The organism is Streptomyces sp. NPDC025806, assembly GCF_055558275.1.
Genome location: NZ_JBVHMU010000008.1, coordinates 73,220 through 98,523 on the forward strand (window position 1 = coordinate 73,220; position 25,304 = coordinate 98,523).

General features: G+C 72.5%; 27 protein-coding genes. 13 read left to right on the forward strand and 14 right to left on the reverse strand.

From position 1 onward, the window contains the following. Positions 1 to 24: 24 nt before the first annotated feature. Positions 25 to 780 carry a VOC family protein gene (locus tag ACZ4E1_RS19785; protein WP_467540823.1) on the forward strand — a complete coding sequence of 252 codons (756 nt, stop codon included), beginning with the start codon at positions 25 to 27 and terminating at the stop codon, positions 778 to 780. Positions 781 to 811: 31 nt separating this feature from the next. Beyond that, complete coding sequence (locus tag ACZ4E1_RS19790) at positions 812 to 1,630, forward strand: alpha/beta fold hydrolase (protein ID WP_467540825.1); 819 nt, start codon at positions 812 to 814, stop codon at positions 1,628 to 1,630. Between the two features lie 12 nt (positions 1,631 to 1,642). Here ACZ4E1_RS19790 and ACZ4E1_RS19795 read toward each other — a convergent pair whose 3' ends face one another. Next, positions 1,643 to 2,293, reverse strand: coding sequence for a M15 family metallopeptidase (locus ACZ4E1_RS19795; RefSeq protein ID WP_467540827.1), 651 nt, complete (start codon positions 2,291 to 2,293; stop codon positions 1,643 to 1,645). Between the two features lie 74 nt (positions 2,294 to 2,367). Here ACZ4E1_RS19795 and ACZ4E1_RS19800 point away from each other — a divergent pair, with 74 nt between their 5' ends. After that, a complete protein-coding gene (locus ACZ4E1_RS19800) occupies positions 2,368 to 3,108 on the forward strand; it encodes an SAM-dependent methyltransferase (RefSeq protein WP_467540829.1) in 741 nt (246 codons plus the stop codon). A 9-nt stretch (positions 3,109 to 3,117) separates the two neighbouring features. Further along, complete coding sequence (locus ACZ4E1_RS19805; protein WP_467540831.1) at positions 3,118 to 3,678, forward strand: GNAT family N-acetyltransferase; 561 nt, start codon at positions 3,118 to 3,120, stop codon at positions 3,676 to 3,678. A gap of 9 nt (positions 3,679 to 3,687) precedes the next feature. Here the strand turns inward: ACZ4E1_RS19805 and ACZ4E1_RS19810 are convergent, their stop codons facing one another. Then, positions 3,688 to 5,448, reverse strand: a complete 1,761-nt coding sequence (locus ACZ4E1_RS19810; protein ID WP_467541335.1) for a stealth family protein — start codon at positions 5,446 to 5,448, stop codon at positions 3,688 to 3,690. A gap of 337 nt (positions 5,449 to 5,785) precedes the next feature. Here ACZ4E1_RS19810 and ACZ4E1_RS19815 point away from each other — a divergent pair, with 337 nt between their 5' ends. After that, complete coding sequence (locus ACZ4E1_RS19815; RefSeq protein ID WP_467540833.1) at positions 5,786 to 6,844, forward strand: vWA domain-containing protein; 1,059 nt, start codon at positions 5,786 to 5,788, stop codon at positions 6,842 to 6,844. Between the two features lie 31 nt (positions 6,845 to 6,875). On the opposite strand, the gene ACZ4E1_RS19820 is transcribed toward ACZ4E1_RS19815, so the two are convergent. Then, positions 6,876 to 7,922: a LacI family DNA-binding transcriptional regulator gene (locus ACZ4E1_RS19820; protein WP_467540835.1), complete on the reverse strand. Its 1,047-nt coding sequence runs from the start codon at positions 7,920 to 7,922 to the stop codon at positions 6,876 to 6,878. 197 nt (positions 7,923 to 8,119) lie between these two features. Between ACZ4E1_RS19820 and ACZ4E1_RS19825 the strand changes: the two genes are divergently transcribed. Genes ACZ4E1_RS19825 through ACZ4E1_RS19835 form a run of 3 tightly spaced genes read left to right on the forward strand, consistent with a single transcriptional unit; the run spans position 8,120 to position 11,282 of the window. Beyond that, positions 8,120 to 9,277, forward strand: a complete 1,158-nt coding sequence (locus ACZ4E1_RS19825) for a Gfo/Idh/MocA family protein (RefSeq protein WP_467540837.1) — start codon at positions 8,120 to 8,122, stop codon at positions 9,275 to 9,277. Beyond that, positions 9,274 to 10,431, forward strand: a complete 1,158-nt coding sequence (locus ACZ4E1_RS19830) for a dihydrodipicolinate synthase family protein (RefSeq protein ID WP_467540838.1) — start codon at positions 9,274 to 9,276, stop codon at positions 10,429 to 10,431. Before ACZ4E1_RS19825 ends, ACZ4E1_RS19830 begins: the two co-directional genes overlap by 4 nt. After that, on the forward strand, positions 10,428 to 11,282 hold the full coding sequence (locus ACZ4E1_RS19835; RefSeq protein WP_467540840.1) for a sugar phosphate isomerase/epimerase family protein: 855 nt from the start codon (positions 10,428 to 10,430) through the stop codon (positions 11,280 to 11,282). Before ACZ4E1_RS19830 ends, ACZ4E1_RS19835 begins: the two co-directional genes overlap by 4 nt. Before the next feature lie 12 nt (positions 11,283 to 11,294). Here the strand turns inward: ACZ4E1_RS19835 and ACZ4E1_RS19840 are convergent, their stop codons facing one another. The 6 genes from ACZ4E1_RS19840 to ACZ4E1_RS19865 form a co-directional block, all read right to left on the reverse strand. Then, a complete protein-coding gene (locus tag ACZ4E1_RS19840) occupies positions 11,295 to 11,732 on the reverse strand; it encodes a DUF937 domain-containing protein (protein ID WP_467540842.1) in 438 nt (145 codons plus the stop codon). A gap of 243 nt (positions 11,733 to 11,975) precedes the next feature. Next, positions 11,976 to 12,365, reverse strand: a complete 390-nt coding sequence (gene rbsD / locus ACZ4E1_RS19845; protein WP_467540844.1) for a D-ribose pyranase — start codon at positions 12,363 to 12,365, stop codon at positions 11,976 to 11,978. After that, the gene (locus tag ACZ4E1_RS19850; protein ID WP_467540846.1) at positions 12,362 to 13,261 is read right to left on the reverse strand and encodes a ribokinase; all 900 of its coding nucleotides are present in this window, start codon (positions 13,259 to 13,261) and stop codon (positions 12,362 to 12,364) included. The genes rbsD and ACZ4E1_RS19850 overlap by 4 nt, the downstream gene beginning before the upstream one ends. Before the next feature lie 45 nt (positions 13,262 to 13,306). Next, positions 13,307 to 15,259, reverse strand: coding sequence for an ABC transporter permease/substrate-binding protein (locus ACZ4E1_RS19855; protein ID WP_467540848.1), 1,953 nt, complete (start codon positions 15,257 to 15,259; stop codon positions 13,307 to 13,309). Continuing rightward, a complete protein-coding gene (locus tag ACZ4E1_RS19860; RefSeq protein WP_467540850.1) occupies positions 15,249 to 16,823 on the reverse strand; it encodes a sugar ABC transporter ATP-binding protein in 1,575 nt (524 codons plus the stop codon). The genes ACZ4E1_RS19855 and ACZ4E1_RS19860 overlap by 11 nt, the downstream gene beginning before the upstream one ends. Beyond that, complete coding sequence (locus ACZ4E1_RS19865) at positions 16,820 to 17,857, reverse strand: LacI family DNA-binding transcriptional regulator (protein ID WP_467540852.1); 1,038 nt, start codon at positions 17,855 to 17,857, stop codon at positions 16,820 to 16,822. The genes ACZ4E1_RS19860 and ACZ4E1_RS19865 overlap by 4 nt, the downstream gene beginning before the upstream one ends. 279 nt (positions 17,858 to 18,136) lie before the next feature. On the opposite strand from ACZ4E1_RS19865, the gene ACZ4E1_RS19870 reads away from it, so the two are divergent. Beyond that, positions 18,137 to 18,709: a hypothetical protein gene (locus tag ACZ4E1_RS19870; protein ID WP_188338834.1), complete on the forward strand. Its 573-nt coding sequence runs from the start codon at positions 18,137 to 18,139 to the stop codon at positions 18,707 to 18,709. A gap of 615 nt (positions 18,710 to 19,324) precedes the next feature. On the opposite strand, the gene ACZ4E1_RS19875 is transcribed toward ACZ4E1_RS19870, so the two are convergent. From ACZ4E1_RS19875 to ACZ4E1_RS19895, 5 genes are all read right to left on the reverse strand, one after another. Further along, the gene (locus ACZ4E1_RS19875) at positions 19,325 to 19,798 is read right to left on the reverse strand and encodes an NUDIX hydrolase (protein WP_467540854.1); all 474 of its coding nucleotides are present in this window, start codon (positions 19,796 to 19,798) and stop codon (positions 19,325 to 19,327) included. Positions 19,799 to 19,826: 28 nt separating this feature from the next. After that, positions 19,827 to 20,117 carry a hypothetical protein gene (locus ACZ4E1_RS19880; RefSeq protein WP_467540856.1) on the reverse strand — a complete coding sequence of 97 codons (291 nt, stop codon included), beginning with the start codon at positions 20,115 to 20,117 and terminating at the stop codon, positions 19,827 to 19,829. Positions 20,118 to 20,148: 31 nt separating this feature from the next. Beyond that, positions 20,149 to 20,361, reverse strand: coding sequence for a DUF4287 domain-containing protein (locus tag ACZ4E1_RS19885; RefSeq protein WP_467540858.1), 213 nt, complete (start codon positions 20,359 to 20,361; stop codon positions 20,149 to 20,151). Between the two features lie 58 nt (positions 20,362 to 20,419). After that, a complete protein-coding gene (locus tag ACZ4E1_RS19890; protein ID WP_467540860.1) occupies positions 20,420 to 20,725 on the reverse strand; it encodes an SCO4225 family membrane protein in 306 nt (101 codons plus the stop codon). 121 nt (positions 20,726 to 20,846) lie between these two features. Next, positions 20,847 to 21,272 (reverse strand): MarR family winged helix-turn-helix transcriptional regulator, encoded by a 426-nt coding sequence (locus ACZ4E1_RS19895; RefSeq protein WP_467540862.1) that lies wholly within the window; start codon positions 21,270 to 21,272, stop codon positions 20,847 to 20,849. Positions 21,273 to 21,449: 177 nt separating this feature from the next. Here ACZ4E1_RS19895 and ACZ4E1_RS19900 point away from each other — a divergent pair, with 177 nt between their 5' ends. From ACZ4E1_RS19900 to ACZ4E1_RS19915, 4 genes are read left to right on the forward strand one after another with little or no spacing between them, the layout of a single operon-like run. Continuing rightward, entirely contained in the window at positions 21,450 to 22,364 is a 915-nt protein-coding gene (locus tag ACZ4E1_RS19900) for an SDR family NAD(P)-dependent oxidoreductase (RefSeq protein ID WP_467540864.1), read from the forward strand. 1 nt (position 22,365) lies between these two features. Next, positions 22,366 to 23,256, forward strand: coding sequence for an amidohydrolase family protein (locus ACZ4E1_RS19905; protein WP_467540865.1), 891 nt, complete (start codon positions 22,366 to 22,368; stop codon positions 23,254 to 23,256). Positions 23,257 to 23,294: 38 nt separating this feature from the next. Beyond that, on the forward strand, positions 23,295 to 24,794 hold the full coding sequence (locus tag ACZ4E1_RS19910) for an acyl-CoA synthetase (protein WP_467540867.1): 1,500 nt from the start codon (positions 23,295 to 23,297) through the stop codon (positions 24,792 to 24,794). Positions 24,795 to 24,807: 13 nt separating this feature from the next. Further along, positions 24,808 to 25,272 (forward strand): MaoC family dehydratase, encoded by a 465-nt coding sequence (locus ACZ4E1_RS19915; protein WP_467540869.1) that lies wholly within the window; start codon positions 24,808 to 24,810, stop codon positions 25,270 to 25,272. Positions 25,273 to 25,304: the final 32 nt, after the last annotated feature.

Here is a 25,304-nt window from a genome sequence, read left to right on the forward strand (position 1 = left end):
AGCGGGCTCCGTAAGATCACGAACATGCCGTTGCGACCGATGCAGGTGAACGTCAAGGCCGTCGACCACGTCGCGGTCGGCCGGTTCTGGGGGCAGGCGCTCGGCTGGGACGCCGTCAGCGCCGGGCCCGGCGGGACGACCGTACAGCCGCCCGGCTTCGACTGGCGCGACCCGGGCACCGCGGTGGCCCTCGACGTCATCGCCGTACCCGACGCGAAGACGGCCGCGAAGAACCGCGTGCACCTCGACCTCGCCACCACCTCGCCCGCCCACCAGGCGGACCTGATCGCCCGCCTGAAGACCCTCGGCGCGACCCCCGCCGACATCGGCCAGGGCGACGACCTGCCCTGGACGGTCCTCGCCGATCCGGAGGGCAACGAGTTCTGCGTGCTGGAGCCGCGCGAGACCTACCGGGACACCGGGCCCCTCGCGGCCGTCGTCGTCGACTGCGCCGACCCCCGCGCGATGGCCCGCTTCTGGGGCGAGGCGATCGACTGGACGGTCGTGGAGACGAACGGCGAGGTGGCCCGCCTCCGCTCGGCGCAGGGCATCGGCCCGTACGTGGAATTCCTGCGTGCACCGACTCCGCCGACCGCCGCCCCCACCCGCCGGATCCACCTCGACCTGCTGCCGTACCCCGGCGACGACAAGACGGCCGAGGCGGACCGACTCCGCGCCCTCGGCGCCACCGACCTCGACCTCGGCCAGGGCCCCGACGTGTCGTGGACGGTGCTCGCCGACCCCGAGGACCACGAGTTCTGCGTCCTCTCCCTGACCTGAGCCCGCCACCGGAACGACCCAAGGAACCGCGATGAGCAGCGTCCGCCGCATCACCCTCACCGACCGCGACATCACCCTGAACTGCGCCGAGTCCGGACCCGCGGACGGCATCCCGGTCGTCCTGGTCCACGGCCACCCGTTCGACCACACGCTCTGGGCCCCGCAGGCCCACGCCCTCGCCGCCGCCGGACACCGCGTCATCACCCCCGACCTGCGCGGCTACGGGGACAGCGACGTGACCCCGGGCCAGGTCTTCCTCTCCGACTTCGCCGACGACATCGCGGCGCTCCTCGACCACCTGGGCATCGAACGCACCGTGATCGGCGGCGTCTCCATGGGCGGCCAGATCTGTATGGACTTCCACCGCCGTCACCCGGACCGGGTCCGCGCCCTCGTCCTCTCCGACACGTCCTACGGCGCCGAGACCCCCGACGGCAAGGCCTTCCGCAACGCCCTCGCCGACCGCCTCCTCGCCGAGGGCATGGCCGGTTACGCGGACGAGGTCATCGACAAGATGCTCGCCGCGTACAACGTCACCGCGCTCCCCGACGTGGCCGCGCAGGTCCTCGGCATGATGCGCGCCACGGACCCGCGCGGCGCGGCGGCCGCCCTGCGCGGCCGGGCCGAACGCCCCGACTACGGCGACACGCTGGCGTCGGTCACGGTCCCGACCCTGATCGTGGTCGGCGCGGACGACGTCTACACGCCGGTCTCCGACGCGCGGTCCATCGCGGCCCTGGTCCCGCACGCGCAGCTCACGGTCATCGAGGGCGCCGGCCACCTGCCGAGCGCCGAACAGCCCGAGGTCTTCAATGAGGCGCTGCTCGGCTTCCTCAAGGGAATCGGCTGAATCGGCCGACCCTCAGCGGTCTTTCGGTCCGTACAGGGCCGTGCCGCTCCCGGTCCGCAGAGCCCAGTAGCGGTCGCCGTAGGACCAGTGCCACCACTCCGTGGGGTAGTTGACCAGGCCGGCCTCGGTGAGCGCGGCGCCGAGGGTGCGGCGGTGGGCGCGGGCCTCGGGGCCGATGCCGGGGGCCTCGGTGTAGCAGGCGCCCGCGCTCTCCTCGGGGCTCGCGTTCATGCGCGTCCCCAGGTCGAGTTCGCGTCCGTCGGCGTCGGCCAGCGTGAGGTCGACGGCGGCGCCCGCGCTGTGCGGGGCGATCTCGGGCGGCGAGACGTAGCGGCTGGCGGCGGTGCGGATGCGGTCCTCGGGCCAGTCGGGGTGCTCGGCGCGCAGTTCGTCGGCGTACTCCTCGAAGTAGCTCCGCTGGAGCGCGGGGGGCCGGTAGCCCTCGACGAAGAGCAGGCGCAGGCCCGGCGGCAGCGCGGCCTGCGCCGTGAGCAGCCGCTCCAGTACGCCCTGCCGCAGATGCGCGAAGGCGTCCGCCGGGTCCTGCTTGCGGGGGTCGACCAGCAGGGAGCCGTCGCGGCGTACGTCCACGAGGGGCTCGCCACAATCCTGTACGGGTATCGCGGCGACCCTCGGGTCGGACATCAGGGTGATCTCGTCCATCCGGTGATCATCACCCGGTCTCGCCTCACGGAAAAGCGGGTGCGCGCGGACGATCGGCTTGGGAGGCTGCGCGGATGACCCCTGAGATGATCTCGAACCTGGCGCACACCCGGCACCCGATCAAGTCCCCGCTCGGCGACGCGTCCGTACGGCATCTGCTCGACCGGGTGCTGCCGGGGGAGGGTGGCCGCGTGCTCGATCTGGGGTGCGGGACGGCGGAGTGGCTGCTGCGGGCGCTGGAGACGCGGCCGGGGCTGCGGGCCGTGGGGGTGGACCTGTCCGAGAAGTCGCTGGAGATCGCGCGGGCGGCGGCCGAGGAGCGCGGCGTCGCGGACCGGCTGGAACTGCACTGCCAGAAGGCCGAGGAGTACACGTCGCCGGAGCCCTTCGACGCGGTGCTGAGCGTTGGCTCGGCGCACGCGTTCGGCGGGCTGCTGCCCACGCTCGCAGGGGCCCGCGCCCGCCTCGCCCCGACGGGAAGCGTGCTGATCGGCGACGGCTACTGGCTGAGCGAACCGACCCCGGAGGCGGTCGAGGTGCTCGGCGAGTTCACGGACCTGGCGTCGACCGTGGACCGGGTCGTGGGCGACGGCTGGGTGCCGGTGGAGGGGCACGCGAGCACCCGCCAGGAGCTGGACGCCTACGAGTGGTCGCTGTGGGGGATGCTCGCCGAGTGGGCCCTCGACCACCCCGGCCACGAGGACAGCGCCGAGGTCCTGGCCTGGTCCCACGCCCGCCGCGACGAGTGGCTGCACGCCTACCGGGACAGCTTCGGCTTCCTGACCCTCGTCCTGCGCCCCGCGCCCTCCCGGTAGAACGGCCCCATGAACACCTTGCGCTTCCGCCTCGCCGACGACACCGACCTCGCCACCGTCGTGGGACTGCGTGACGACGCCGCCCGCTGGATGCTGAGCCGGGGCGTCACCGGCCAGTGGCGCCCGGGCGAGCTCGGCGTCGACCACTTCCGCCGCACCCAGGACCGCGGAGGCGAGGTGTGGCTCGCGGAGAGCGGTGAACGGGCGGTCGGGGCCTGGGAGTTGTGGTGGGAGGACGAGGCCGCGTGGGGCCCGCAGCCCGCGACGGCCGGATATGTGCACCGCCTGATGGTGGCGCACGGCAGCGTCCCGCCCGGCACGGGCCGGGAACTCCTGCGCGCGGCGGAGCGCCGCGTCGCCGAGCGGGGGCTGCCCTTGGTGCGGCTCGACTGCGTGTCCACCAATCCGGCCCTGAAGACGTACTACGTCAAGGCCGGATACCGGGTCGTCGGCCACAAGGAGGGCAAGCCCCAGCCGGGCGCGAAGCCGAAGTCGTTCACCCTGCTGGAGAAGCAGGTGCTGGAGACTCAGGTGCTGGAGGCTCCTGTGGGGGAGACTCAGGTGCTGTGAGGTGCGGGGTCAGTCCGCCGCCCCGGAGGACCGCTCGAAGCGGCTCGGGAACGGGAAGTAGGCCTCCAGGAACGTGTGGATCTTCTCGTTGATCTCGTCCTGCTGCTCCACCGGCGTGTTCACGTCGTTGAGGCAGAAGAAGTCGAAGCGGCGGTTGGCGAGCAGCTCGGCGAGGCGCTCGTCCGCGTCCGCCCGGGCCACGTCCACGTAACGCGTCTTGTACGTGGCCGGGACCGCGCGCCCGGTGAGGAACGCGTGATGGTGGTGGAAGGACGCCCCCATCGCGATGTCGGTCGGCGCCCGGAACCGGGACCGGCTCGTGCGGTCCACGTCCTCGGCGAATCGCTCCTCGATGTCCCGCATCACCGCGCGGATCTGCGGGTGCGGGGCGTGCGCGAACTTGTTCACGGTCATCCGCCCGTGCTCCGCGTGCAGCAGCCGCCGCACGTTCTTGCCCGCCGAGTTGGGCGCCGGCTCGTCCGGGTGCGGGGCGCCCAGGCCGAGCTGGGAGGGGGAGAAGGGCAGCTTGGCGATGCCGTTGCCGTGGAAGAAGTGCCCGGCGATCACGGGGCGGCCGAGGAACACGTCGTCGTTGAAGTAGAGGTACTGCTCGGACAGGCCCTCGATGTGGTGCAACTGGGTGCCGATGGCGTGGGAGTTGAAGACAGGCAGCGCGTCGGCCGGCCGGAAGACGTCCCGGTGGTCGACGACCTGGACGCCGGGCACCGAGGTGTCGAGCCAGGGCGGGGTCTGGCCGTCGGTGACGATGTAGACGTTCCGCAGGAACGGCGCGTACATCTCCAGTGAGCGCAGCGAGTACTTGAGTTCGTCGTGGCTCGTGTAGCGGGAGGCGCCCGCCTCGCGGGACCGTGCGTCGGGCGCGCGGCCGGTGCGGTGCAGCTCGCGCTTCGCGGCCAGTTCGGGATCGTCGCCGTCCACCCAGGTGTAGACGACGTCGAGCGGGAACGTGACGGTGTCGATGCCGGGCACGGTGAACTCGGCGAACGTGGGGTGCTCGACGCCGAGGACGCTGCGGGTGGCGGGCTCCTGCGACGCGGCGGGGACGACGTCGGACACCGCGTTGGGGCGCGGGGCGACGAGGGCGCCGTCGAGCAGGGCCGGGGGAGCCTGGAAGCGCAGGCCGCGGAGTATCTCCTCGGCGCGCTCGTCCCCCTCGTCCCGCTGCTCGCGGAGCTGCCCGCCGTCCCGCCAGAACTCCACGTCGCAGCCGCCCACGAGGCTGCCGAGCACCTGACCGGCCGGGCCGAGCAGGATCTCGCCGAAGCGGATGACCGGGCGCCGCTTGAGCTGGGTGGGCAGGGCGCCCTCGGCGTAGAGGGCGGCGGTCGCGGGCCAGTTGTCCGAGGTGGGCTCGGCGGCGTACAGGGCGGTGCCCGCGTACAGCTCGCGCAGGGCGCTCAGCAGGGCCTTGCGGTCGGTGAGCCGGATGCCGACGACGTACCGCTGCACGGAGCGGCCCGGAACCATGAAGTAGTCGACGCCCGCGTGCCGCAGGGCGTCGGTGACCAGCCGCAGATTGCGCTCCGCCGCCCGGCCCTCGTCGAGCCCGCCCACCCGGCGTCCGACCCAGGTCCGCCCGTCGGCCGTGACCTCGGACAGGGCGTCGTCGCCCGCGAGGAGCGCGGCCCGGCGCTGCGCGGCCGGGTCGGCCGGTGGCGCCGCCGCGTCCGCGGGGACGGGCTGGCGGGGTACGGCCGGCAGCGGCACTTCGCGGCGGAAGCGGGACAAACGGGGGCGGGGCGGGGCCATGGTGCGGGTCCGATCTGTCAAGCGGGGCAGGGCGCGGCGTCACGGCTGAGATGTGGGGCAGCGCGGTGCCATGAGAGACCTCGCCAGGCTATGTCGGCCGGACGACTGTTCGGTCTGGCCGGCGGCGGGAGCGGCAAGCGTGAGGGAGCCGTGACGGATTCTCGTTCAAAGTGCGACCTTTCGCCGTACAACCATCTACGGCCCGGGGTGGTCCGGGGAGCCTCGGCGTGCTCCGCGCCGGGCGGCTCCCGGAGAAAGGGGCGTTGTCAGTGGTCGCCCCTAGAGTGAATACATCACTCGGGGGACGGGGAATTCCCGTCGGAGGGGGAGCGTAGGCATGTCTGTGCGCAAGATCCAGCACAAGGTGAATCACGTCGCACTCGTCGTGGACAGTTCCGGTTCCATGTACCAGCACCAGCACCAGCTCGTGCGCGTCGTCGACGAATTCGTGGCCGGACTGAAGGCGGAATCGGACAGCCTCGGTCACGAGACGCGGATCAGCCTCTATTCCTTCGACCACCGGGTGGAGAACCTGGTGTGGGACATGGACGTGAAGCACCTTCCGTCCATGCGCGGGCTCTACAAGGTGAACAACGGGGCGACGGCGCTCATCGAGGCCTCCCTCAAGTCCCTGGACGACCTGGACCACATCTGGGAGGAGTACGGGGAGCACAGCTTCCTCCAGATCGTCGTGACGGACGGCGAGGAGAACGCGTCGGGCGGGGACCGCCGGCACGACGGCGACATGTCGATCCTCGGCCCGTGGCTCGACCGGATCACCGCCAAGATGGGCGGCCTGCCGGACCACTGGACGTCCGCGATCCTCGTGCCGAACTCCCTGGCCAAACGCACCGCGCAGAACTACGGCTTCCCCGCGGGGAACATCGCGATCTGGGACGCCGACTCGAAGCAGGGCGTCGAGGAGGCCATCGGCACGGTGCGCGCCGCCGCCACCAGCTTCCTGCGCGGGCGCGAGCAGGGCGTGCGCGGCACGAAGAACCTGTTCGCGGTCGGCCAGGACATATCCGTCGACGAGGTGCGGGCGAACCTGGAGCCGATACCGGCCGACAAATACCGCCTCCTGAAGGTCGACAAGGAGGTCGAGATCCGCCCCTTCGTGAATTCGCACCCGGGGGTCACCTATGAACGCGGCGCTTGCTATTACCAGCTCGGCGCGCGCGTCCAGGTGCAGCCCGACAAGGAAGTCGTCGTCGTGGAGAAGGACACCGACCGCGCTTATACGGGAGATGCGGCCCGCAATCTGCTTTTCGGTACGGGAATCAAGGGCACGGTGTCGGTGAAGGCGGGGAACAATCCGAAGCTGGAGGTATATGTGCAGAGCCGCTCGGTCAATCGGAAGCTGAAGGCGAACACGCGGCTGCTCATCATGCTCTGAGTTCTTTTCGTTCCCGGGCGCCCTGCCCTTTTCAGGCCCGCGGCGGTGCCGTCGAGGCGCGGACGATCAGTTCGCCGCCGACCACGTCGACACCGCCCTCGGGGGCCTCCTCGCGGCCCATCGCGATGCGGCCCGCGCGGGCCGCCGTGTCGCTGAGGGGGAGGCGGACGGTCGTGAGGGCGGGGACGGCGTCCGCGCTGAAGGGGAGGTCGTCGAAGCCGGCCACCGACACGTCCTCGGGGACGCGCAGGCCGGCCTCGCGCAGGGCCGCGCAGGCGCCGAGCGCCACCGTGTCGTTCGCCGCGACGATCGCGGTCAGGTCCGGGGCGCCGCGCAGGAGTTCCGCGGTCGCCGCGCGGCCGGTCGCACGGTCGTACGTGCCGTGCACCACCAGGTCGTCGGACGCGGTGACGCCCGCGTCGGCGAGCGCCTCGCGGTGGCCCTCCAAGCGGTGCCGGGTCGTCGTGCGCTCCTCGGGGCCGGCGACGTAGCCGATGCGGCGGTGTCCGAGGGCGAGGAGGTGGCGGGTCAGCTCGCGTCCGCCGCCCCGGTTGTCGAAGGTCACGGAGACCGCGTCGGTGCCGGGCACCGGCGGGCGGCCGCACAGGACGACGCGGGTGCCCGCCTCCGACAGGCGCCGCAGCTTGCCCGCGACGGCCGCGACATGCGCCTCGTCCTCGATCGCGCCGCCGGTCAGGACGACGGCGGCGGCACGCTGGCGCTGCAGCAGGGTGAGGTAGGTGAGCTCGCGCTCGGGGGAGCCGCCCGTGTTGCAGACGACGGCGAGGCGCTCGCCGCCCGCCCGGCCGCCCGGGCCCACGATCTCCGACTGCACCGCGGAGGCCATGATCCCGAAGAACGGGTCGGCGATGTCGTTGACCATGACCCCGACCAGGTCGGAGGTGGCGGCGGCGAGCGCGCTCGCGGGGCCGTTGAGGACGTAGTCCAGTTCGTCGACGGCCTTCAGGACGCGCTCACGGGTGGCGGCGGCCACCGGATAGTTGCCGTTCAGGACGCGCGAGACGGTGGCGGGGGACACCTGTGCGCGGGCGGCCACATCCGCCAGGGTCACGGTCATCGTCGAGTCAGCCTCCGTCGGCCTCGGTCCTCTGGCCTGTCCAGGGCCGGTCCGGGTCTGCGGGCGAGAGCCCCGCCCGGATCGGTCGTGCGCCCGCTCTTGTCCGAGCGGCTGTGCAGAGGCTAGCTTCTCCTCATGTAGAAAGCGCTTGCTAAATGCGGTCGCCGCGGCGCCGCAGGTCCGACGGAGGGACTCACGTGACACGCAAGACGGTGCGCATCGCCATGAACGGGGTGACGGGGCGCATGGGCTACCGCCAGCACCTCGTCCGTTCGATCCTCGCGCTGCGCGAGCAGGGCGGGCTCGACCTCGGCGACGGCACGGTGCTGTGGCCCGAGCCCGTGCTCCTCGGTCGCCGGGAGTACGCCCTCAAGGCGCTCGCCGAGCGGCACGGCCTCGACGAGGCGAACATCTCCACCGACGTCGACGCCGTCCTCGCCGACGACAGCGTCGACATCTTCTTCGACGCCGCGATGACCTCCGGCCGCGAGGACGTCCTCAAGAAGGCGATCGCCGCCGGCAAGCACGTCTACACCGAGAAGCCGACCGCGACCGGCCTCGACGGCGCGCTCGAACTGGCCCGGCTCGCCCGGGCGGCGGGCGTGAAGTCCGGCGTCGTCCAGGACAAGATCTTCCTGCCGGGCCTGCTCAAGCTGAAGCGCCTCATCGACGGCGGCTTCTTCGGCGAGATCCTGTCCGTGCGCGGCGAGTTCGGCTACTGGGTCTTCGAGGGCGACTGGCAGGAGGCCCAGCGCCCCAGCTGGAACTACCGCTCCGAGGACGGCGGCGGCATCGTCGTCGACATGTTCCCGCACTGGGAGTACGTGCTCCACGAGCTGTTCGGCCGCGTCACCTCCGTGCAGGCGCTCACCGCCACGCACATCCCACAGCGCTGGGACGAGCACGGCAAGCCCTACGCCGCCACCGCCGACGACGCCGCCTACGGCATCTTCGAGCTCGACGGCGGCGCGATCGCGCAGATCAACTCCTCCTGGGCGGTGCGCGTCAACCGCGACGAACTCGTCGAGTTCCAGGTCGACGGGACGGAAGGTTCGGCCGTCGCGGGCCTGCGCAACTGCCGGGCCCAGCACCGCAGTTCCACCCCCAAGCCGGTGTGGAACCCCGACATCCCGGCCACGTACTCGTTCCGCGACCAGTGGCAGGAGGTCCCGGACAACCAGGAGTTCGACAACGGCTTCAAGGCGCAGTGGGAGCTCTTCCTGAGGCACGTCTACACCGACGCGCCCTACCGCTGGGACCTGCTGGCCGGCGCCCGCGGCGTGCAGCTCGCCGAGCTGGGCCTGAAGGCCTCCGCCGAAGGCCGCCGCGTCGACGTACCGGAGATCACGCTGTGACCGTCCATCTGCCCGACAGCGCGGGGGAGTTGCGCGCCTACGAGCCGCGCAGCACGCCGCTCGCCCTCGACACCGGCGCCCCGCTCGCCTCCCGGGTCGTCTTCTCGGCGGCGCACGTCGTCGCCGACCCGTTCGCCGACACCAGCCCCGACGGGCCCGCCGCCGTCGACTGGGACGCCACCCTCGCCTTCCGCCGCCACCTGTGGTCCCACGGGCTCGGCGTCGCCGAGGCCATGGACACCGCGCAGCGCGGCATGGGCCTGGACTGGGCGGGCGCCGCCGAACTGATCAAGCGGTCCGCCGCCGAGGCGCAGGCCGTCGGCGGGCGCATCGCCTGCGGCGTCGGCACCGACCAGCTCACCGCCGTACCGAAGGACCTGGCCGAGGTCAGGGCCGCGTACGAGGAGCAGCTCGCGCTCGTGGAGGGGACGGGCGCGCAGGCGATCCTCATGGCGTCCAGGGCGCTCGCCGCCGTCGCCCGCGGCCCCGAGGACTACCTCGACGTCTACGGACACCTGCTGCGCCAGGCCGCCGAACCGGTCGTCCTGCACTGGCTCGGCCCCATGTTCGACCCCGCGCTCGACGGGTACTGGGGCTCCGCCGACCTCGACGCCGCCACCGAGACGTTCCTCGAGGTCATCGCCGCGCACCCGGACAAGGTCGACGGCATCAAGGTCTCGCTGCTCGACGCGCGGCGCGAGATCGCACTGCGCCGCAGACTCCCCCAGGGCGTGCGCTGCTACACCGGCGACGACTTCAACTACCCCGAGCTGATCGCCGGCGACGCGCGCGGCTTCAGCCACGCGCTGCTCGGCATCTTCGACCCGCTCGGGCCGCTCGCCGCGCACGCCGTACGGGTGCTGGACCGCGGGGACACGGACGGGTTCCGCGCGCTGCTCGACCCGACGGTCGAACTGTCGCGGCACCTCTTCCAGGCGCCGACCCGCTTCTACAAGACCGGTGTCGTGTTCCTCGCCTGGCTCGCCGGACACCAGGACCACTTCGCGATGGTCGGCGGGCTCCAGTCCGCCCGCTCGCTCCCGCACTTCGCGAAGGCCTACGAACTCGCCGACGGGCTCGGCCTGTTCCCCGACCCGGGGCTCGCCGAGGCCCGGATGAAGCAGCTGCTCGCCCTGTACGGAGTGACCCGATGACCGCGCCCGGGGCCCCTGTCGCCCACCCCCTCTTCTCCCTCAACCAGATGACCGTCAAGCAGCTGGGTCTGCCCGAACTCGTCGACGCCTGCGTCGAGTCGGGGGTGCGGTACGTCGGGACGTGGCGCGAGCCCGTGCAGGCGTACGGGGTCGAGAAGGCGGCCCGGCTGCTGCGCGACGCCGGTCTGAGCGTCTCCACGCACTGCCGGGGCGGATTCCTCACCGCGCTCGACGCGGCGGAGCGGCGTGCCGCCGTCGACGACAACAAGCGGGCCGTCGACGAGGCCGCCGTCCTCGGCACGGACGTCCTGGTGCTCGTCTCGGGCGGGCTGCCCGCCGGGTCCTACGACCTGGTGGGGGCGCGGGAGCGGATCGCCGACGGGATCGCCGAGCTGGCGCCGTACGCCGGTGAGCGCGGGGTCCGGCTCGCCATCGAACCGCTCCACCCGATGTTCGCCTCCGACCGGTGCGCCGTCTCCACGCTCGGGCAGGCGCTCGACCTCGCGGAGCGGTTTCCCGCGGAGCAGGTGGGGGTGTGCGTCGACACGTACCACGTGTGGTGGGACGACGCGGCCCCGGCGCAGATCGCCCGGGCGGGCGCGGCGGGGCGCATCGCGAGCTTCCAGCTCGCGGACTGGGTGACACCGCTGCCGGCCGGCGTCCTGAACGGGCGCGGGCAGCTCGGCGACGGGGCCGTGGACCTGGCGCTGTGGTGGCGGCACGTCGAGGAGGCCGGGTACGCGGGGCCGGTGGAGGTGGAGCTGTTCAACGACGGGTTGTGGGAGCGGGAGGGCCGGGACGTCCTGCGGGAGACGGTGTCCCGCTTCGGGGCGGTGGCGCAGGGGCGCTAGGGCGTGCCCGCCTCAGCGCTTGCGCGCCGCGCGCTTCGTCAGGACCGTGAGGATCACCGGGATCAGGAGCTCGACGCCCCGGGTCACGTTCGCCACGGGCAGGCCCGTCCGCTTGGCGATCGCGCTCGCCACCGGCCGGCTCAGCTTCGTGAGGAGTCCGGCCAGCAGGCCGCCCGAGGCGAGCCCGCCGAGCCCGCCGAGCGTGAAGGCACCCTGCAGCGGCGGCTGCTCGGCCTCCGCGAGCGCCTCCTGCACCTCGGCCGCGCCGTCCGGACCCTCCCCGGCCCGCTCCCGCAGGCCACCGGAGAGCGCCGACACCGTGTCGTCCACGACCTCGTGCGCGCCCGACGCGTCCGTGCCGAGCAGGCCCGCGAGCTCCTGCAGCCGGTCGTCGCCGAGCTCGTCGAGGACGTCCTTGGCCAGCGGCTTCTCACCCGATTCTTCGGTCATGCCGCAAACGCTACGGTCGCCCCGGCATGTCGGCACCCGGAGCGAGCGCCGTCCGGGTTTCAAAGAAATCCGTACGTGGAGCACAACCTTCCGCCCGGAAGGCGGGTCTAGCGTGCGTCGGAACTTTTGGAGGGGGACCCGGGGGGGACTTCCAGGAAAGTTCCGGCGCAGGGGAGGGGAGAGCCCGAGGGGCCCGGTCCGCGGACCGGGCCCCTCAGCGCTCAGCGGGTTTCGTACCCGGGTTCAGAAGAAGACGCCGCAGCGCAGCAGCACGTTCGCGTAAGGCCGCGCCTCCCCGGTGCGCACGATCAGCCGCACGCCCGCCGAAAGCCCCTTCAGCTCCTCGTGGGAGACGTAGGACAGCGGGCGGACGCGCTCGCGGAGCAGCTCGGCCGCCGCCGGGTTCGCGGAGCGCACCTCGTGCGCCGCCGTGCCCGACTCCACGATCAGCTCCTCCAGCAGCCCGTCGAGCACCTCGGCGAACGACGGCACCCCGGCGCGGAACGCGAGGTCGACGATCCGGGGCCCGTCCGGCAGCGGCATCCCGACGTCGCACACCAGGACCCCGTCCCCGTGCCCCAGTTCGGCCAGGGCGCCGGCGAGCTGCCGGTTGAGTATTCCGGCCCTCTTCACAGGGAGGCCACCTCGTCCGCCGTCGGGTACGAGGCCTGCGCGCCCTCCTTCGTGACGGCCGCCGCGCCGACCCGCGCCGCGTAGGCCGCCGCGTCCGCGAGCGAGGCACCGGTGCCGAGCCGCCACGCGAGCGCCGCCGTGAACGCGTCACCGGCGCCCGTCGTGTCGACCGCCTCGACCTTCACCGACGCCACCCGCGCCGAGCCCGACGCGTCCGCGACCAGCGCGCCCTCGGAGCCCAGCGTCACGACGACCGAGCGCGGGCCGAGCGCGAGCAGCGCCGTCGCCCACTCCTCGGGCGTCGCCCCCGGCTCCGTACCGAGAATGACCGCCGCCTCGTGCTCGTTGACGATCAGCGGGTCGCACACCGAGAGGACCTCGTCCGGCAGCGGCGCCGGCGGCGACGGGTTCAGGACGAGACGGGCCCCGTCGGCCAGCGACCGCGCGACCTCGGCGACCGTGTCGAGCGGGATCTCCAGGAGGGTCGACACGACGGGCGCGGCGGCGAACAGGTCGCGGGCCGCCCGTACGTCCTGCGGTGTGAGCCGCCCGTTCGCGCCCGGCGACACCACGATCGAGTTGTCGCCGGACGGGTCGACGGTGATCAGCGCGACGCCGGTGGGCGCCCCGCCGACCAGCACGCCGGACGTGTCCACGCCCGCCGACTCCATCGACTCCCGCAGCAGCCGCCCGTGCCCGTCGTCCCCGACGCGCGCGAGCAGCGCCGTGCGCGCGCCCAGCCGCGCCGCGGCGACCGCCTGGTTGGCGCCCTTGCCGCCTGGGTGGACGACCAGGTCGGAACCGAGGACGGTCTCCCCGGCGCCGGGCCGCCGCTCGACGCCGACCACGAGGTCCGCGTTGGCCGAGCCGACCACGAGCAGGTCGTACGAGTTCATGCTGAGCCTCTCCCTGAGGTCACTCGAAGATCGGTGGCGCGGAGGTCACTTGAAGGAGGCGACGTTCTTCGACGTCACGACCTTCACCGGGACCTTCACCGCGGACGGGATCCTGTCGTCCTGCGCCGCCTTGATCGCGTTCTGGACCGCCATCTTGCCGAGTTCGCGCGGCTGCTGGGCGACCGACGCGTACAGCGTGCCCGCCTCGACGGCCTTGAAGCCGTCCGGGGTGCCGTCGAAGCCGACGACGTCGACGGACTTTCCGGCCTTGGAACCGAGCGCCTTGACCGCGCCGAGCGCCATCTCGTCGTTCTCGGCGAAGACGCCGTCGATGTCGGGGTGCGACTGGAGCAGGTTCGTCATGACGTCCAGGCCCTTGGTGCGGTCGAAGTCCGCGGGCTGCTTCGCGACGACCTCGATGCCGGGGAACTCCTTGATGCCCGCGGCGAATCCGGCGCCGCGCTCGCGGCTCGCGGAGGTGCCGGCCTGGCCCTGGAGGATGACGATCTTGCCCTTGCCGCCGAGCTTGCCGGCGAGCGTCCTCGCGGCCTGCTTGCCGCCCGCGACGTTGTCGGAGGCGACGAGCGTGGCGGTCTTCGCCTTGTTCACACCGCGGTCGGCGGCGACGACGGGGATGTCCGCCTGGTCGGCTCCGCGCACGGCCGGGCCGACGGCGTCGGAGTCGACCGGGTTCACGATGACCGCGCTCATGCCGCCGCTCGCGAAGTTCTCCAGCTGGTTGGCCTGCTGCGAGGCGTCGTTCTGCGCGTCGGTGACGGTCAGCTTCACGCCCTGCTTCTCCGCCTCGGCCTGCGCGCCCGCCCGCATCTCCGTGAAGAACGGGTTGTTGAGCGTGGAGACGGCCATGCCGATCCGCAGGTCCTTCTTGCCGCCGGACGACGTGCCGTTGTTCCACAGCGCGAGCCCGCCGACGATCGCCGCCGCGACCACGGCCGCGATGACGTACTGCATCTTCTGGCGCGGTCCGCCCGCGCCGGTGCCGGCCGCGGCCGGCGTGGCACCGGCCTTGCGGCGCACGGTGTCGAGCAGGACGGCGAGCGCGATGACGACGCCGATGACGACCTGCTGCCAGAAGGCGGACACCGACAGGAGGTTGAGGCCGTTGCGCAGCACCGCGAGGATCAGCGCGCCGATGAACGTGCCCGACGCCTTGCCCACACCGCCGGCGAGCGAGGCGCCGCCGATGACGACGGCGGCGATCGCGTCCAGCTCGTAGCCCTGCGCGGCCTGCGGCTGCGCGGAGGACAGCCGGGAGGCGAGGACGATGCCGGCGACGGCCGCGAACAGTCCGGACAGGCCGTAGATGACGAGCTTCTGCCGCTTCACGCGCAGCCCGGACAGGCGGGCCGCCTCCTCGTTGCCGCCGATCGCGTACATCGAGCGGCCGATGAAGGTGCGGCCGAGCACGACCGCGGTGACGACGCCGACGACGACCATCACGATGACCGGTACGGGCAGCCAGCCGCCCAGCGTGTCACCGAGCCGCGAGACCGAGTCCGGGAACGGGATCGGGGAGCCCTGCGAGATCACCAGGGACAGACCGCGGCCCACCGACAGCATGGCGAGCGTCGCGATGAACGGCGGCAGCTTCCCGTACGCGATCAGCGCGCCGTTGACGAAGCCGCAGGCCAGACCGGTGACGACGGCGAGGAGCACCGCTATCGGCACCGGGACGCCCTCGTTCGTCGCCGCCCAGGCGAGGACGGTCGCGGACAGCGCGGCGACCGAACCGACCGACAGGTCGATGCCCGCCGACACGATGACGAAGGTGACGCCGAAGGCGAGGATCGCGGTCACGGCGGCCTGGACGCCGACGTTCAGCAGGTTCGTGGTGGTCAGGAAGTCGCCGGAGAGCAGCGACATCACGACGACCAGGACGACGAGCGCGGTCAGCGCGCCGTTGTCGAGGAGCAGCCGCAGCAGGCCCCCGCCGCTCGTCGCCGAGCCCTGGTTCTTCTTGAGCGTTTCAGTGGTCACGGATGCCCTCCTCCTCGAGGGTGGTGTCATCGAAGCTGTGCGGGGTGCTGACGGCGAGCGCCATCACGGAGTCCTGGGTGGCGTCCTCGGCGGCGAGTTCACCGGCGATGCGGCCCTGCGCCATCACGAGCACGCGGTCGCTCATGCCGAGCACCTCGGGCAGATCGCTGGAGATCATGAGCACGGCGTGCCCGGCGGCGGTCAGCTCGTTGATCAGCTGGTAGATCTCGACCTTGGCGCCCACGTCGATGCCGCGGGTCGGCTCGTCGAGGATCAGCACCCGGATGTCGGCGAGCAGCCACTTGCCGATGACGACCTTCTGCTGGTTGCCGCCCGACAGGGTGCGCACGTGCTGGCCGAGCCCGGCCATCCGCACGCCCAGCTGCCCGGCGATCCGCTCGGCGGCGGAGTGCTGCCCCTTGCGGTCGACGAAGCCGGCGCGGGACGCCGTCCGCATCGTGACGAGCCCCAGGTTCTCCTCGACCGACTGGTCGAGGACGAGACCCTGGCCCTTGCGGTCCTCCGGGACGAGGCCGACGCCCGCGGCCATCGCCGCGTTCACGTCGTGGCGCGGCAGCCGGGAACCGGCCACCTCCACCGACCCGCCGTCGTACGGGTCCGCGCCGAACACGGCCCGGACCACCTCGGTGCGCCCGGCGCCGACGAGCCCGGCGATGCCGACGACCTCACCGGCCCGCACCTCGAAGCTCACGTCGTGGAAGACGCCGTCCCGGGTCAGCCCCTCGACCTTCAGCAGCGCGCCGCCGGTGTCGGGCCGTTCGCGCGGGTACTGCTGCTCGATCGACCGGCCCACCATGAGCCGGACCAGCTCGTCCTCGGGCGTCGACGCCGGGACCTGCCCGACGCTGCGGCCGTCGCGGATGACGGTGACACGGTCGCCGAGCGCGGCGATCTCCTCCAGGTGGTGCGTGATGAAGACGATCCCGACGCCGTCCTCGCGCAGCTGCCGCACGATCGCGAACAGCTTCTCGACCTCCTCGGAGGTCAGCACGGCCGTCGGCTCGTCCATGATCAGGACGCGGGCGTCCAGGCTGAGGGCCTTCGCGATCTCCACCATCTGGAGGCGGGCGATGCCCAGTTCGCGGACGCGCGCGCGGGGCGACACGTGCACGCCCACGCGCGCGAGGAGCGCCTCGGCGTCGCGCTCCATCTTCTTCCGGTCGATGAGACCGAAGCGGCGCGGCTGGCGTCCCAGGAAGATGTTCTCGGCGACGGTCAGGTCGGGGACGAGGTTGAACTCCTGGTAGATCGTGGCGATGCCCAGCTTCTCGGCGTCCTGCGCCCCGTGGACGCGGACCTCCTCGCCGCCCACCGTGATCCGGCCGGCGTCCGGCGTGTAGGCGCCGGAGAGCATCTTGATCAGCGTGCTCTTGCCGGCTCCGTTCTCGCCGAGCAGGACGTGCACCTCGCCGCGGCGCAGATCGAAGTCGACGCTGTCGAGCGCGACGACGCCGGGGAACGTCTTGCGGATTCCCTCGATACGCAGCAACTCGTCCGGACCGCTCTCCGGACTGTTCTCCGGGTTCACCGGGGGCTCGTTCACCTGGGGCTCCTCTCCATCGAGGTCAGCGGGTGGGGGGACGTGGGTGGTTCGCCGCAGGACTCCCGTACGACGAGGTGGGCGGGCAGGGTCACCGACTCCGGGGAGCGGCCCTCGATGCGGTCGATCAGGGCGCGGACGGCGGCCCGGCCCAGCTCCTTGGTCGGCTGGGCGATCGCCGTGATCGGCGGTGCGGTGTGCACGAACCAGGGGATGTCGTCGAACGCGGCGAGCGCGATGTCGTCCGGGACGCGCAGCCCGCGCGCGCGGATCGCGTCGAGCGCGCCGAGCGCCATCAGGTTGTCGGCGGCGAACACGACCTCCGGCGGCTCGGCCAGGTCGAGGAACCCCTCGGTGACCCGGCGCCCGCTGTCGGCCTGGAAGTCGCCCTGGCCCGTGTAGGCGTCGGGCAGTTCGATGTCGTACGGGGCGAGGGCCTCACGGAAGGCGGCGATGCGCTCGCTGCCGGTGGTCGTGGCGGCGGGGCCCGCGATGATCGCGAGGCGGCGGTGGCCGAGTCCGTGCAGATGCGCCACCAGGTCGCGGATGGCGGCGCGGCCGTCGGAGCGCACCACCGGCACGTCCACGCCCGGGATCCAGCGGTCGACGAAGACCATCGGGGTCCCGGAGCGGGCCGCGGCCAGCATCAGCGGGGAGCCGCCGTCGGTGGGGGAGACGAGGAGGCCGTCGACGCGGCGGTCGAGCAGGTTCTGGACGTGGTGGTCCTGGAGATCGGGGCGCTCGTCGGCGTTCCCGATGATCACGCTGTAGCCGAGGGCGCGGGCCTCCTCCTCCACGGAGCGGGCCAGCTCGGTGAAGTACGGGTTCAGCACGTCGCTGATGACCAGGCCGAGGGTGCGGGTCTGGTCGGTGCGCAGGGAGCGGGCCACGGCGTTGGGCCGGTAGCCGAGCGACTCCACGGCGGCCAGCACGCGCGTCCTGGCATCCGGGCTGACCGACGGGTGGCTGTTCAGGACGCGGGAGACCGTGGCGACGGAGACTCCGGCCGCGGCCGCGACGTCCTTGATGCTCGCCATCGCGGGCCACCTCCTTGTGGCTGCGGGGCTCATGTGCGGTGTGGTGGGCGCACATGTGCATGGAATCGATTACATGAGGGATTGGAATCGATTACACGGTCGCTGGCAAGGGGGGTTCCGGTGGTCGTGACCGGATCGTGATGTGGGGGTGCCGGGGTGGGGTGGGCCGCGGTGGGGCGCGGCGGGGCGGCTCGGGTCGGGTGCGCGGGGGTGTTGTCGGTGCGGCGTGCGATCGTGGAGGGCGGATCTGATGGATGACGCAGAAGGAGCGAGCCGACCGTGAACCACGCGCAGCTCACCGCACTCGGCCGCGCCCTGCGGGTCCTGGGCGAGCACGGCGAGACCCTCACCGCGGAGGCCTCGGACGCCAAGCTCCATGAGGTGCGCGGCGATGTGAAGCGCGCCCTGGAGCTGCTCGACGACACGGTCTCCGGCTCCGCGCCCACGACCCGCTGCGCCCAGCACCCGTACGGCGCGGTCGACGAGTCGGCGCCCGACCTGTGCCTGCTCTGCGAGACGCGCCGCCGCCAGGCGCGCCGCGCGGAGTACGGCGGGGGGCCGGCCCCGGCCCGCGCCGACCAGCAGCCGGTCGTGTCGCGGTACGGCACGCGGGAGGAGCGTCCGCAGCCCCAGCAGCGCTGGATCCCCGAGATGTGGACCGGCCAGGTCTGGCAGCTGTGCGGCACCCCGCGCCACGACCGCCGTGAGGCGGACCTCTATCTGGCGGCCCAGCGCCGCCGCCCGGACGCGGCGATGGCGTACCGGCTGGTCCACGAGTTCACGGACTACGAGGTCGTACGGGTATGGGGCACGCCGCTTCGGGTGGACCCGGAGCCCATGGGGGGTATTTAGGGCGGGGCACCGCTTGTGAGCGGGGCCGGCTCGCGGTGGGCGCGGCCGACGATCGGCTGACGTTCCGTCGTGGCCGGCCGCGCAGTTCCCGGGGCCCCTGGCGAGGCCATTGCCCGCCCCCTTCTCCCACCCACCCGCCCCCTCCGGGGGCGTCGGTCCGGCGCCCGGCCTCGGGCGGCGCCTCCGTGCGGGGTGCACATCCCGGTTGCCCAGCGCTGGGTGCCCGATCTCATGGGCCTCGGCTACAGCGCCGCCGTAGGGGTTGGACGCCGTCGCCGGGTGCGCCACCGTCGTGGTTGCTCGCGCAGTTCCCCGCGCCCCTGAGGGCACACTTCGTGCGCCCCAGGGGTCTGTTGGTCGTGCCCCTGCGACGGGGTCGCTGATCGGACATAGCCCCGCGCCCCCGGAAGGCACACTTCGTGCGCCTCAGGGGCCCGATTGACCTGCCCCGGGACGGAGTTGCTGATCGGGTGCAGCCCCGGGCGCATGGAAGGCGCACTTCGTGCGGCCCAGGGGACCCCGGTCGGGCCCGCGACGGGGGCGCTGGTCGGGGCGACGGTCGCGTCCCGCGGCGGAGTTGCTGAGCGGAGACAGGCCCGCGCCCCCCGGAGGGGCTCAGTGTTGGAGGAGGCCGCCGATCGGGATCGGTGCTACGTGGCCGGTTGCCGGGAGGGATCGGGCCAGGGCCAGGCCGATGTCGACCAGAGAGGAGCGGCGCAGGCGGGCGACGTCCGGGATCGGGGTCCAGGCCGACTCGGCGATGGCGCCGTTCGGCTCCGGGCGGAGGTGGCCACCGGTGATGCGTACCCCGTAGAAGACGCCGACGTTCTGGTGTTCCGGTCCGCCGGGGACGGCGCGTTCCGCCGCCGGGATGACCCGTGAGTCCACGCCCAGCAGGCGTTCGACCACCGCGGCGCAGCCGGTCTCTTCGGCGACCTCCCGGATCACCGCGTCGAAGGGATCCTCCCCGTGCTCGACCTTGCCGCCCGGAAGGGTCCACGTGCTCTCGCCCCGGTGCGGCACGTGACGGGCGAGCAGCACGCGCCCGTTCTCGATGCACACGGCGTACGCCGCCAGTCGGAAACTCATCGCTCGTACCTCCGGCTCCCACCGGATCCTAGGGGGACGCGACGGCGAACAGGAGGGCTACCGGGGCCAGGAAGGCGAGGGTGCCCGTTGTCAGGCCGATGACGCACCTCGCGTTCGCGGTCTCCTTGGCGCAGCCCACCACCCCGTACGCCACCGCGATGCCACCGCCGATCGGGCCCAGCAGGGCAGGGAGGGCGATCGGGGGCAGGTAGAGGGCGCCGACGACGCCGAGCACTTCCAGCCCCAGGCTGATCACGCCGGTCCAGAAGCACAGCGCGGTGTACGGGCCGGTCGAGCGGCGGGCGGTGTCGGCGCTCATGGGTCCCCTGGTGGTCGCGCGGTGGTTCGGGTCAGTTCTGGCGGGCCTGCCCCAGCGTATGGGCGACCAGGGCGTTCGCGTGGCCGTGGCCCAGGCCGTGGGTGGACTTCAGCCAGTTCACCAGCTCCATGTGGCGGGTGAGTGGCGAGGCCTGGATGAGGTTCTGCCAGTGGGAGATCGGCTGCCCGTACTTCTTCTCGATCGACGGGAAGTAACTGGCGGGGCCCTTGGCGGTGGTGGTCATGGTGATCCTCGGTGTGGTGCGACACGGTCAGCTGTACGACCTGGGCCGGCCGGGAAAGTCATCGGCGGCGCCCGCGGAAGATCTCCAGGGCCGTGCCGAGGGCGAGGGACTGGAGGAGGGCGCTCGCGGCGACGCCGGCTCCCAGGAGCCAGTAAGGCGCGTCGATGCCCCACACCGCGCCGACGACGCCGGCCGCGCCGAGAGACGTCGGGGCCGTGAAGAGGAAGGGCCACACTCCGACGATCCCCGGGTCGGAGACCGTCGCGGCGATCACCTCGAAGGCGACGGCCGATCCGACGAGGCCGAGATAGGCCGCCGAGAGCGGGTTGGCGAACGTTCTGCGGACGAGCGGGTGGACGGACATGGACGGGATTCCCCCCAGGGCACGCGGTGTTGGAACCGGACGCGTCCATGCTCGGACCGGCGCCGCGCGGGAGCATGAGTAGGCGTACTCAACCCCCGTACCGGGCGACGTACCGGACGACCTACTTGAGTCGGCGCCACGCGTGGTCCAGGGCCTCGCGCAACTGGTCGGCCTCGGTCGCGGTCAGACCCGCCGTCATGCGGTCCTCCACGCCGCCCACCGCCTCCGCGTACGCGGACAGGAGCTCCCGGCCCGCCGGGGTGAGGGTGATGAGCAGCTCGCGACGGTTGGCCGGATTGGGGTGCCGGGCCACATAGCCGCGGCCTTCCAGGGTGCGGACCATGTCGGCCATGGACTGGGCGGTGACGAAGGAGTCCCGGGCCAGCTGCGCCGCGGTCAGTCCGTCGTGGACCTCCAGGACGGTGAGCGCCGTGTACTGCAGCGCCGTGACTCCGGCCGGCTTCAGAACCTCCTCCAGGCGGGCGCGCACCACGAGTTCGGCCCGTTTGACGAGGTAGAGCAGGGACGGGGACGGCTTCTCGGGCATGGAACCTCCGGGTCGCTGCTGCCTGCTGTCTGGCGCCGGGCCGCCACACCGGGCGGTCCGATGGGCCGACCCTACCCCATTGACAGGAATCTTGATGATCGTGAGACTGGCCCGCATCGCCAGGAATCCTGTCGATGGAGATCGGAGCCGGCCCGGCATGGAGAAGAGGGATCACGCATGGAACTGAGCGGCAAGGTCGCCGTCGTCACGGGCAGCGGACGCGGGCTGGGGCTCGCCTACGCCCGTGCGCTCGGCGCCGCAGGGGCGTCCGTCGTGGTGAACGACGTCGACGAGCAGGTCGTCGCCGACGCGGTGCGGACCGTCGAGGCCGCCGGGGGCAAGGCCGTCGGCGTGACCGCGGCCGTCGGGACCACGGAGGCCGCCGAGGCGCTGATCGGCGCCGCCGTCGAGCACTTCGGCCGGCTCGACGTGCTGGTCACCAACGCGGGCATCCTGCGCGACAAGGTGCTCTGGAAGATGAGCGACGACGACTTCGACGACGTGGTCCGCGTCCATCTGCGCGGCACGTTCACCTGCGCCCGCGCCGCCGCCGTACGGATGCGCGAGCAGGGCGAGGGAGGCCGGATCGTCCTGGTCGGCTCGCCGGCCGGGCAGCGCGGCAACTTCGGCCAGACCAACTACGCGGCGGCCAAGGCCGGCATCGTCGCCATGGCCCGCACCTGGGCCATGGAACTGGCCCGCGCGGACATCACGGTGAACGCCGTGATCCCCGTGGCCGCCACCGAGATGACCCGGACGATCCCCGCGTTCGCCCCGGCCATCGAGGAGTCCGAGCGCACCGGCGAGCCGCTGCCCCGCTGGATGCGCAGGGACGAGGGTCTCGGCACCGTCGACGACGTCACCGGCCTCGTCACCTACCTCGCCTCCGACGCCTCCGCCGGTGTCACCGGCCAGGCCATCGGCCTCGGCGGCGACCGCCTCGCGCTGTGGACCCACCCGCGGGAGAAGGCGCACGCCTTCCAGGACGGCGGCTGGAGCGCCGACGACATCGCCGCCTCCTGGGCCGCCGGTGTCGGCGCCGAGCCCGAGACCTTCGGCATCCCCGCCCCGCGCCCGCCGGCCGGTGCCTGACATGGCGCCCGCACCCCGCCTCGACCCGGCCCGGCTGACCGCCATCGACGTGCACACCCACGCCGAGGTGTCCCGGACCGGTCACCCCTCGCTCAGCCCCGAGCTGATGGCCGCCTCGGAGAAGTACTTCGCCGCGCACGGCCACCGGATGCCGACCATCGCGGAGACCGCCGAGCACTACCGGCAGCGGAACATGGCGGCCGTCGTCTTCACCGTCGACGCCGAGCACGCCCTGGGCCACCCGCCCATCCCGAACGAGGAGATCGCCGAGGACTGCGCCGAACACGCCGACGTCCTCATCCCGTTCGCCTCCCTCGACCCCTGGCGGGGCCGGGCGGCGGTGCGGCAGGCGCGGCGGCTGGTCGAGGAGTACGGGGTGCGGGGGTTCAAGTTCCACCCCAGCCTCCAGGGCTTCTCGCCCGACGACCGGCTGGCGTACCCGCTGTACGAGGCCATCGAGGAACTCGGCGTCCCCGCCCTCTTCCACACCGGCCAGACCGGCATCGGGGCGGGCGTCCCGGGCGGCGGCGGCATCCGGCTCAAGCACGCGAACCCGATGCTCGTCGACGACGTGGCCGCCGACTTCCCGGGGCTGCGGATCATCCTGGCGCACCCCTCGTTCCCCTGGCAGGACGAGGCGCTGGCGGTGGCCACGCACAAGCCGAACGTGTACATCGACCTGTCCGGCTGGTCCCCGAAGTACTTCCCGCCGCAGCTCGTCCGGTACGCCAACACCCTGCTCAAGAAGAAGGTGCTGTTCGGGTCCGACCACCCGGTCATCACCGCCGACCGGTGGCTCGCCGACTTCGCCGAGCTCGACATCAAGCCCGAGGTCAGGCCGATGATTCTCAAGGAGAACGCCCTGCGCGTCCTCGGCCTCGACCAGGCCTGACCCCATCCACCAGCAGTCCGAAAGGCAGGGCCCCCGTCATGCGTGACCACGGCATCGGTTCCTGGACCGCCCGCCGCGCCCGCAAGACACCGGAGCGCACCGCGGTCGTCTTCCGCGACCGCGCGACCAGCTACGCCGAGCTCCACGACCGCGTCACCCGCCTCGCGCTGCACCTGCGCGGCCTGGGCATCCGCCCCGGCGACCGGGTCGCCTATCTGGGCCCGAACCACCCGGCCTTCCTGGAGACCCTGTTCGCCACCGCCCGGCTCGGCGCGCTGTTCGTCCCGCTCAACACGCGCCTCGCCGCACCCGAGCTGGACCACTGCCTCGGTGACTGCGGGGCCGAGATCCTCGTCCACACCGGCGACTTCGCGGAGTTCGCCGAAGGATGCGGCGTGCCGCGGACCGTCGCCGTCGGCCCGGAACTGGAGCGGGAGCTCGCGGGGATCGCCCTCGAACCGCTCGACATGCCGGTGAGCCACGACGACCCCGCGCTCATCATGTACACCTCCGGCACGACCGGCCGGGCCAAGGGCGCCGTACTGACCCACGGCAACCTGACCTGGAACTGTGTCAACGCCCTGGTCGACGGCGACTTCGCCGGGGCCGACGTCGCGCTGCTCTCCGCCCCGCTGTTCCACACCGGCGCCCTCAACATGTCGTGCCTGCCGACCCTCCTCAAGGGCGGCACCCTCGTCCTGGAGGAGACCTTCGCCCCGGACCGCACCCTCGACCTGGTCGAGCGGCACCGGGTCACCGTGATGTTCGGCGTCCCCGCGATGTTCCAACAGGTCGCCGCCGCACCGCGGTTCACCGACGCCGACCTGTCCTCGCTGCGCATGCTGCTGTGCGGCGGCGCCCCGGTGCCGGTGGCCCTGATCCGCGTCTACCAGGAACGGGGCATCGAGTTCCTCCAGGGCTACGGCATGACCGAGGCCTCGCCGGGGGTCTGCATGCTCGACGCCGAGCACGCCGTGGAGAAGGCGGGCAGCGCGGGCGTGGCGCACTTCTTCAGCGACGTCCGCCTCGTCGACCCGTCCGGCGCCGACGCCGCGTACGGCGAACTGCTCGTCGAGGGACCGAACGTGATGAAGGGGTACTGGAACCGGCCCGAGGCCACCGCGGCCGTACTGGGGGCGGGCTGGTTCCACAGCGGCGACATCGCCCGCGCCGACGAGGACGGCTACGTCACGCTCGTCGACCGCGCCAAGGACATGATCATCTCCGGTGGGGAGAACGTCTACCCGGCCGAGATCGAGAACGTCCTGCACGACCATCCCGCCGTCGCCGACTGCGCCGTCATCGGCGTACCGGACACCCGGTGGGGCGAAGTGCCCCGCGCCGTCGTCGTCCGCGCGCCCGGCGCCGACGCGAGCGCCGCCGACATCCTGGCGTCCCTGGACGGCCGGCTCGCCCGCTACAAGATCCCGAAGTCGCTCGTCTTCGCCGACGCCCTGCCGCGCAGCGGCGCCGGAAAGCTGCTCAAGCCCCGCATCCGCGAACTCTTCGGCACGACGCCCGTCGCCGAGGACAACTGACAGGAGCACCACCATGACCGCCCTGCGCACCGCCACCGGCCTCGACGAGATCAAGGCGCTGGCCGGCGCCGACCTGGGCCGCACCGACTGGCTGGAGATCGCCCAGGACCGGGTGAACACCTTCGCCGACGCCACCGGCGACCACCAGTGGATCCACACCGACCCGGAGCGCGCCGCGAACGGCCCCTTCGGCGGCCCGATCGCCCACGGCTACCTCACCCTCTCCCTGATCATCCCGCTGTTCAACCAGCTGCTCGCCATCGAGGGCACCTCGATGAGCATCAACTACGGCCTGGACAAGGTCCGTTTCCCCAGCCCGGTGAAGGTCGGCGCCAAGATCCGGCTGCACGGCGCGGTCGAGTCCGTCGAGGAGGTCCGGGGCAACGGCGTGGAGATGCGCCTCGCCTTCACGATCGAGATCGAGGGCTCCGACAAGCCCGCCTGCGCGGCCCAGGCCGTCTACCGCCACTACGCCTAGGCGGGACCCCGCACGGTTGTCAGCGCCGCCCG

Excerpts from the sequence above, each read along its gene's own strand:
- ACZ4E1_RS19840 (WP_467540842.1), bottom strand. The coding sequence starts at position 11,732 with ATGACCGAAGAATCGGGTGAGAAGCCGCTGGCCAAGGACGTCCTCGAC.
- ACZ4E1_RS19810 (WP_467541335.1), bottom strand. The coding sequence starts at position 5,448 with ATGGCCCCGCCCCGCCCCCGTTTGTCCCGCTTCCGCCGCGAAGTGCCG.
- ACZ4E1_RS19815 (WP_467540833.1), top strand. The coding sequence starts at position 5,786 with ATGTCTGTGCGCAAGATCCAGCACAAGGTGAATCACGTCGCACTCGTC.
- ACZ4E1_RS19900 (WP_467540864.1), top strand. The coding sequence starts at position 21,450 with ATGGAACTGAGCGGCAAGGTCGCCGTCGTCACGGGCAGCGGACGCGGG.
- ACZ4E1_RS19835 (WP_467540840.1), top strand. The coding sequence starts at position 10,428 with ATGACCGCGCCCGGGGCCCCTGTCGCCCACCCCCTCTTCTCCCTCAAC.
- ACZ4E1_RS19910 (WP_467540867.1), top strand. The coding sequence starts at position 23,295 with ATGCGTGACCACGGCATCGGTTCCTGGACCGCCCGCCGCGCCCGCAAG.
- ACZ4E1_RS19865 (WP_467540852.1), bottom strand. The coding sequence starts at position 17,857 with ATGGCGAGCATCAAGGACGTCGCGGCCGCGGCCGGAGTCTCCGTCGCC.
- ACZ4E1_RS19800 (WP_467540829.1), top strand. The coding sequence starts at position 2,368 with ATGACCCCTGAGATGATCTCGAACCTGGCGCACACCCGGCACCCGATC.
- ACZ4E1_RS19875 (WP_467540854.1), bottom strand. The coding sequence starts at position 19,798 with ATGAGTTTCCGACTGGCGGCGTACGCCGTGTGCATCGAGAACGGGCGC.
- ACZ4E1_RS19850 (WP_467540846.1), bottom strand. The coding sequence starts at position 13,261 with ATGAACTCGTACGACCTGCTCGTGGTCGGCTCGGCCAACGCGGACCTC.
- ACZ4E1_RS19790 (WP_467540825.1), top strand. The coding sequence starts at position 812 with ATGAGCAGCGTCCGCCGCATCACCCTCACCGACCGCGACATCACCCTG.
- ACZ4E1_RS19885 (WP_467540858.1), bottom strand. The coding sequence starts at position 20,361 with ATGACCACCACCGCCAAGGGCCCCGCCAGTTACTTCCCGTCGATCGAG.
- ACZ4E1_RS19795 (WP_467540827.1), bottom strand. The coding sequence starts at position 2,293 with ATGGACGAGATCACCCTGATGTCCGACCCGAGGGTCGCCGCGATACCC.
- ACZ4E1_RS19880 (WP_467540856.1), bottom strand. The coding sequence starts at position 20,117 with ATGAGCGCCGACACCGCCCGCCGCTCGACCGGCCCGTACACCGCGCTG.
- ACZ4E1_RS19890 (WP_467540860.1), bottom strand. The coding sequence starts at position 20,725 with ATGTCCGTCCACCCGCTCGTCCGCAGAACGTTCGCCAACCCGCTCTCG.
- ACZ4E1_RS19895 (WP_467540862.1), bottom strand. The coding sequence starts at position 21,272 with ATGCCCGAGAAGCCGTCCCCGTCCCTGCTCTACCTCGTCAAACGGGCC.
- ACZ4E1_RS19915 (WP_467540869.1), top strand. The coding sequence starts at position 24,808 with ATGACCGCCCTGCGCACCGCCACCGGCCTCGACGAGATCAAGGCGCTG.
- ACZ4E1_RS19820 (WP_467540835.1), bottom strand. The coding sequence starts at position 7,922 with ATGACCGTGACCCTGGCGGATGTGGCCGCCCGCGCACAGGTGTCCCCC.
- ACZ4E1_RS19805 (WP_467540831.1), top strand. The coding sequence starts at position 3,118 with ATGAACACCTTGCGCTTCCGCCTCGCCGACGACACCGACCTCGCCACC.
- ACZ4E1_RS19905 (WP_467540865.1), top strand. The coding sequence starts at position 22,366 with ATGGCGCCCGCACCCCGCCTCGACCCGGCCCGGCTGACCGCCATCGAC.
- ACZ4E1_RS19785 (WP_467540823.1), top strand. The coding sequence starts at position 25 with ATGCCGTTGCGACCGATGCAGGTGAACGTCAAGGCCGTCGACCACGTC.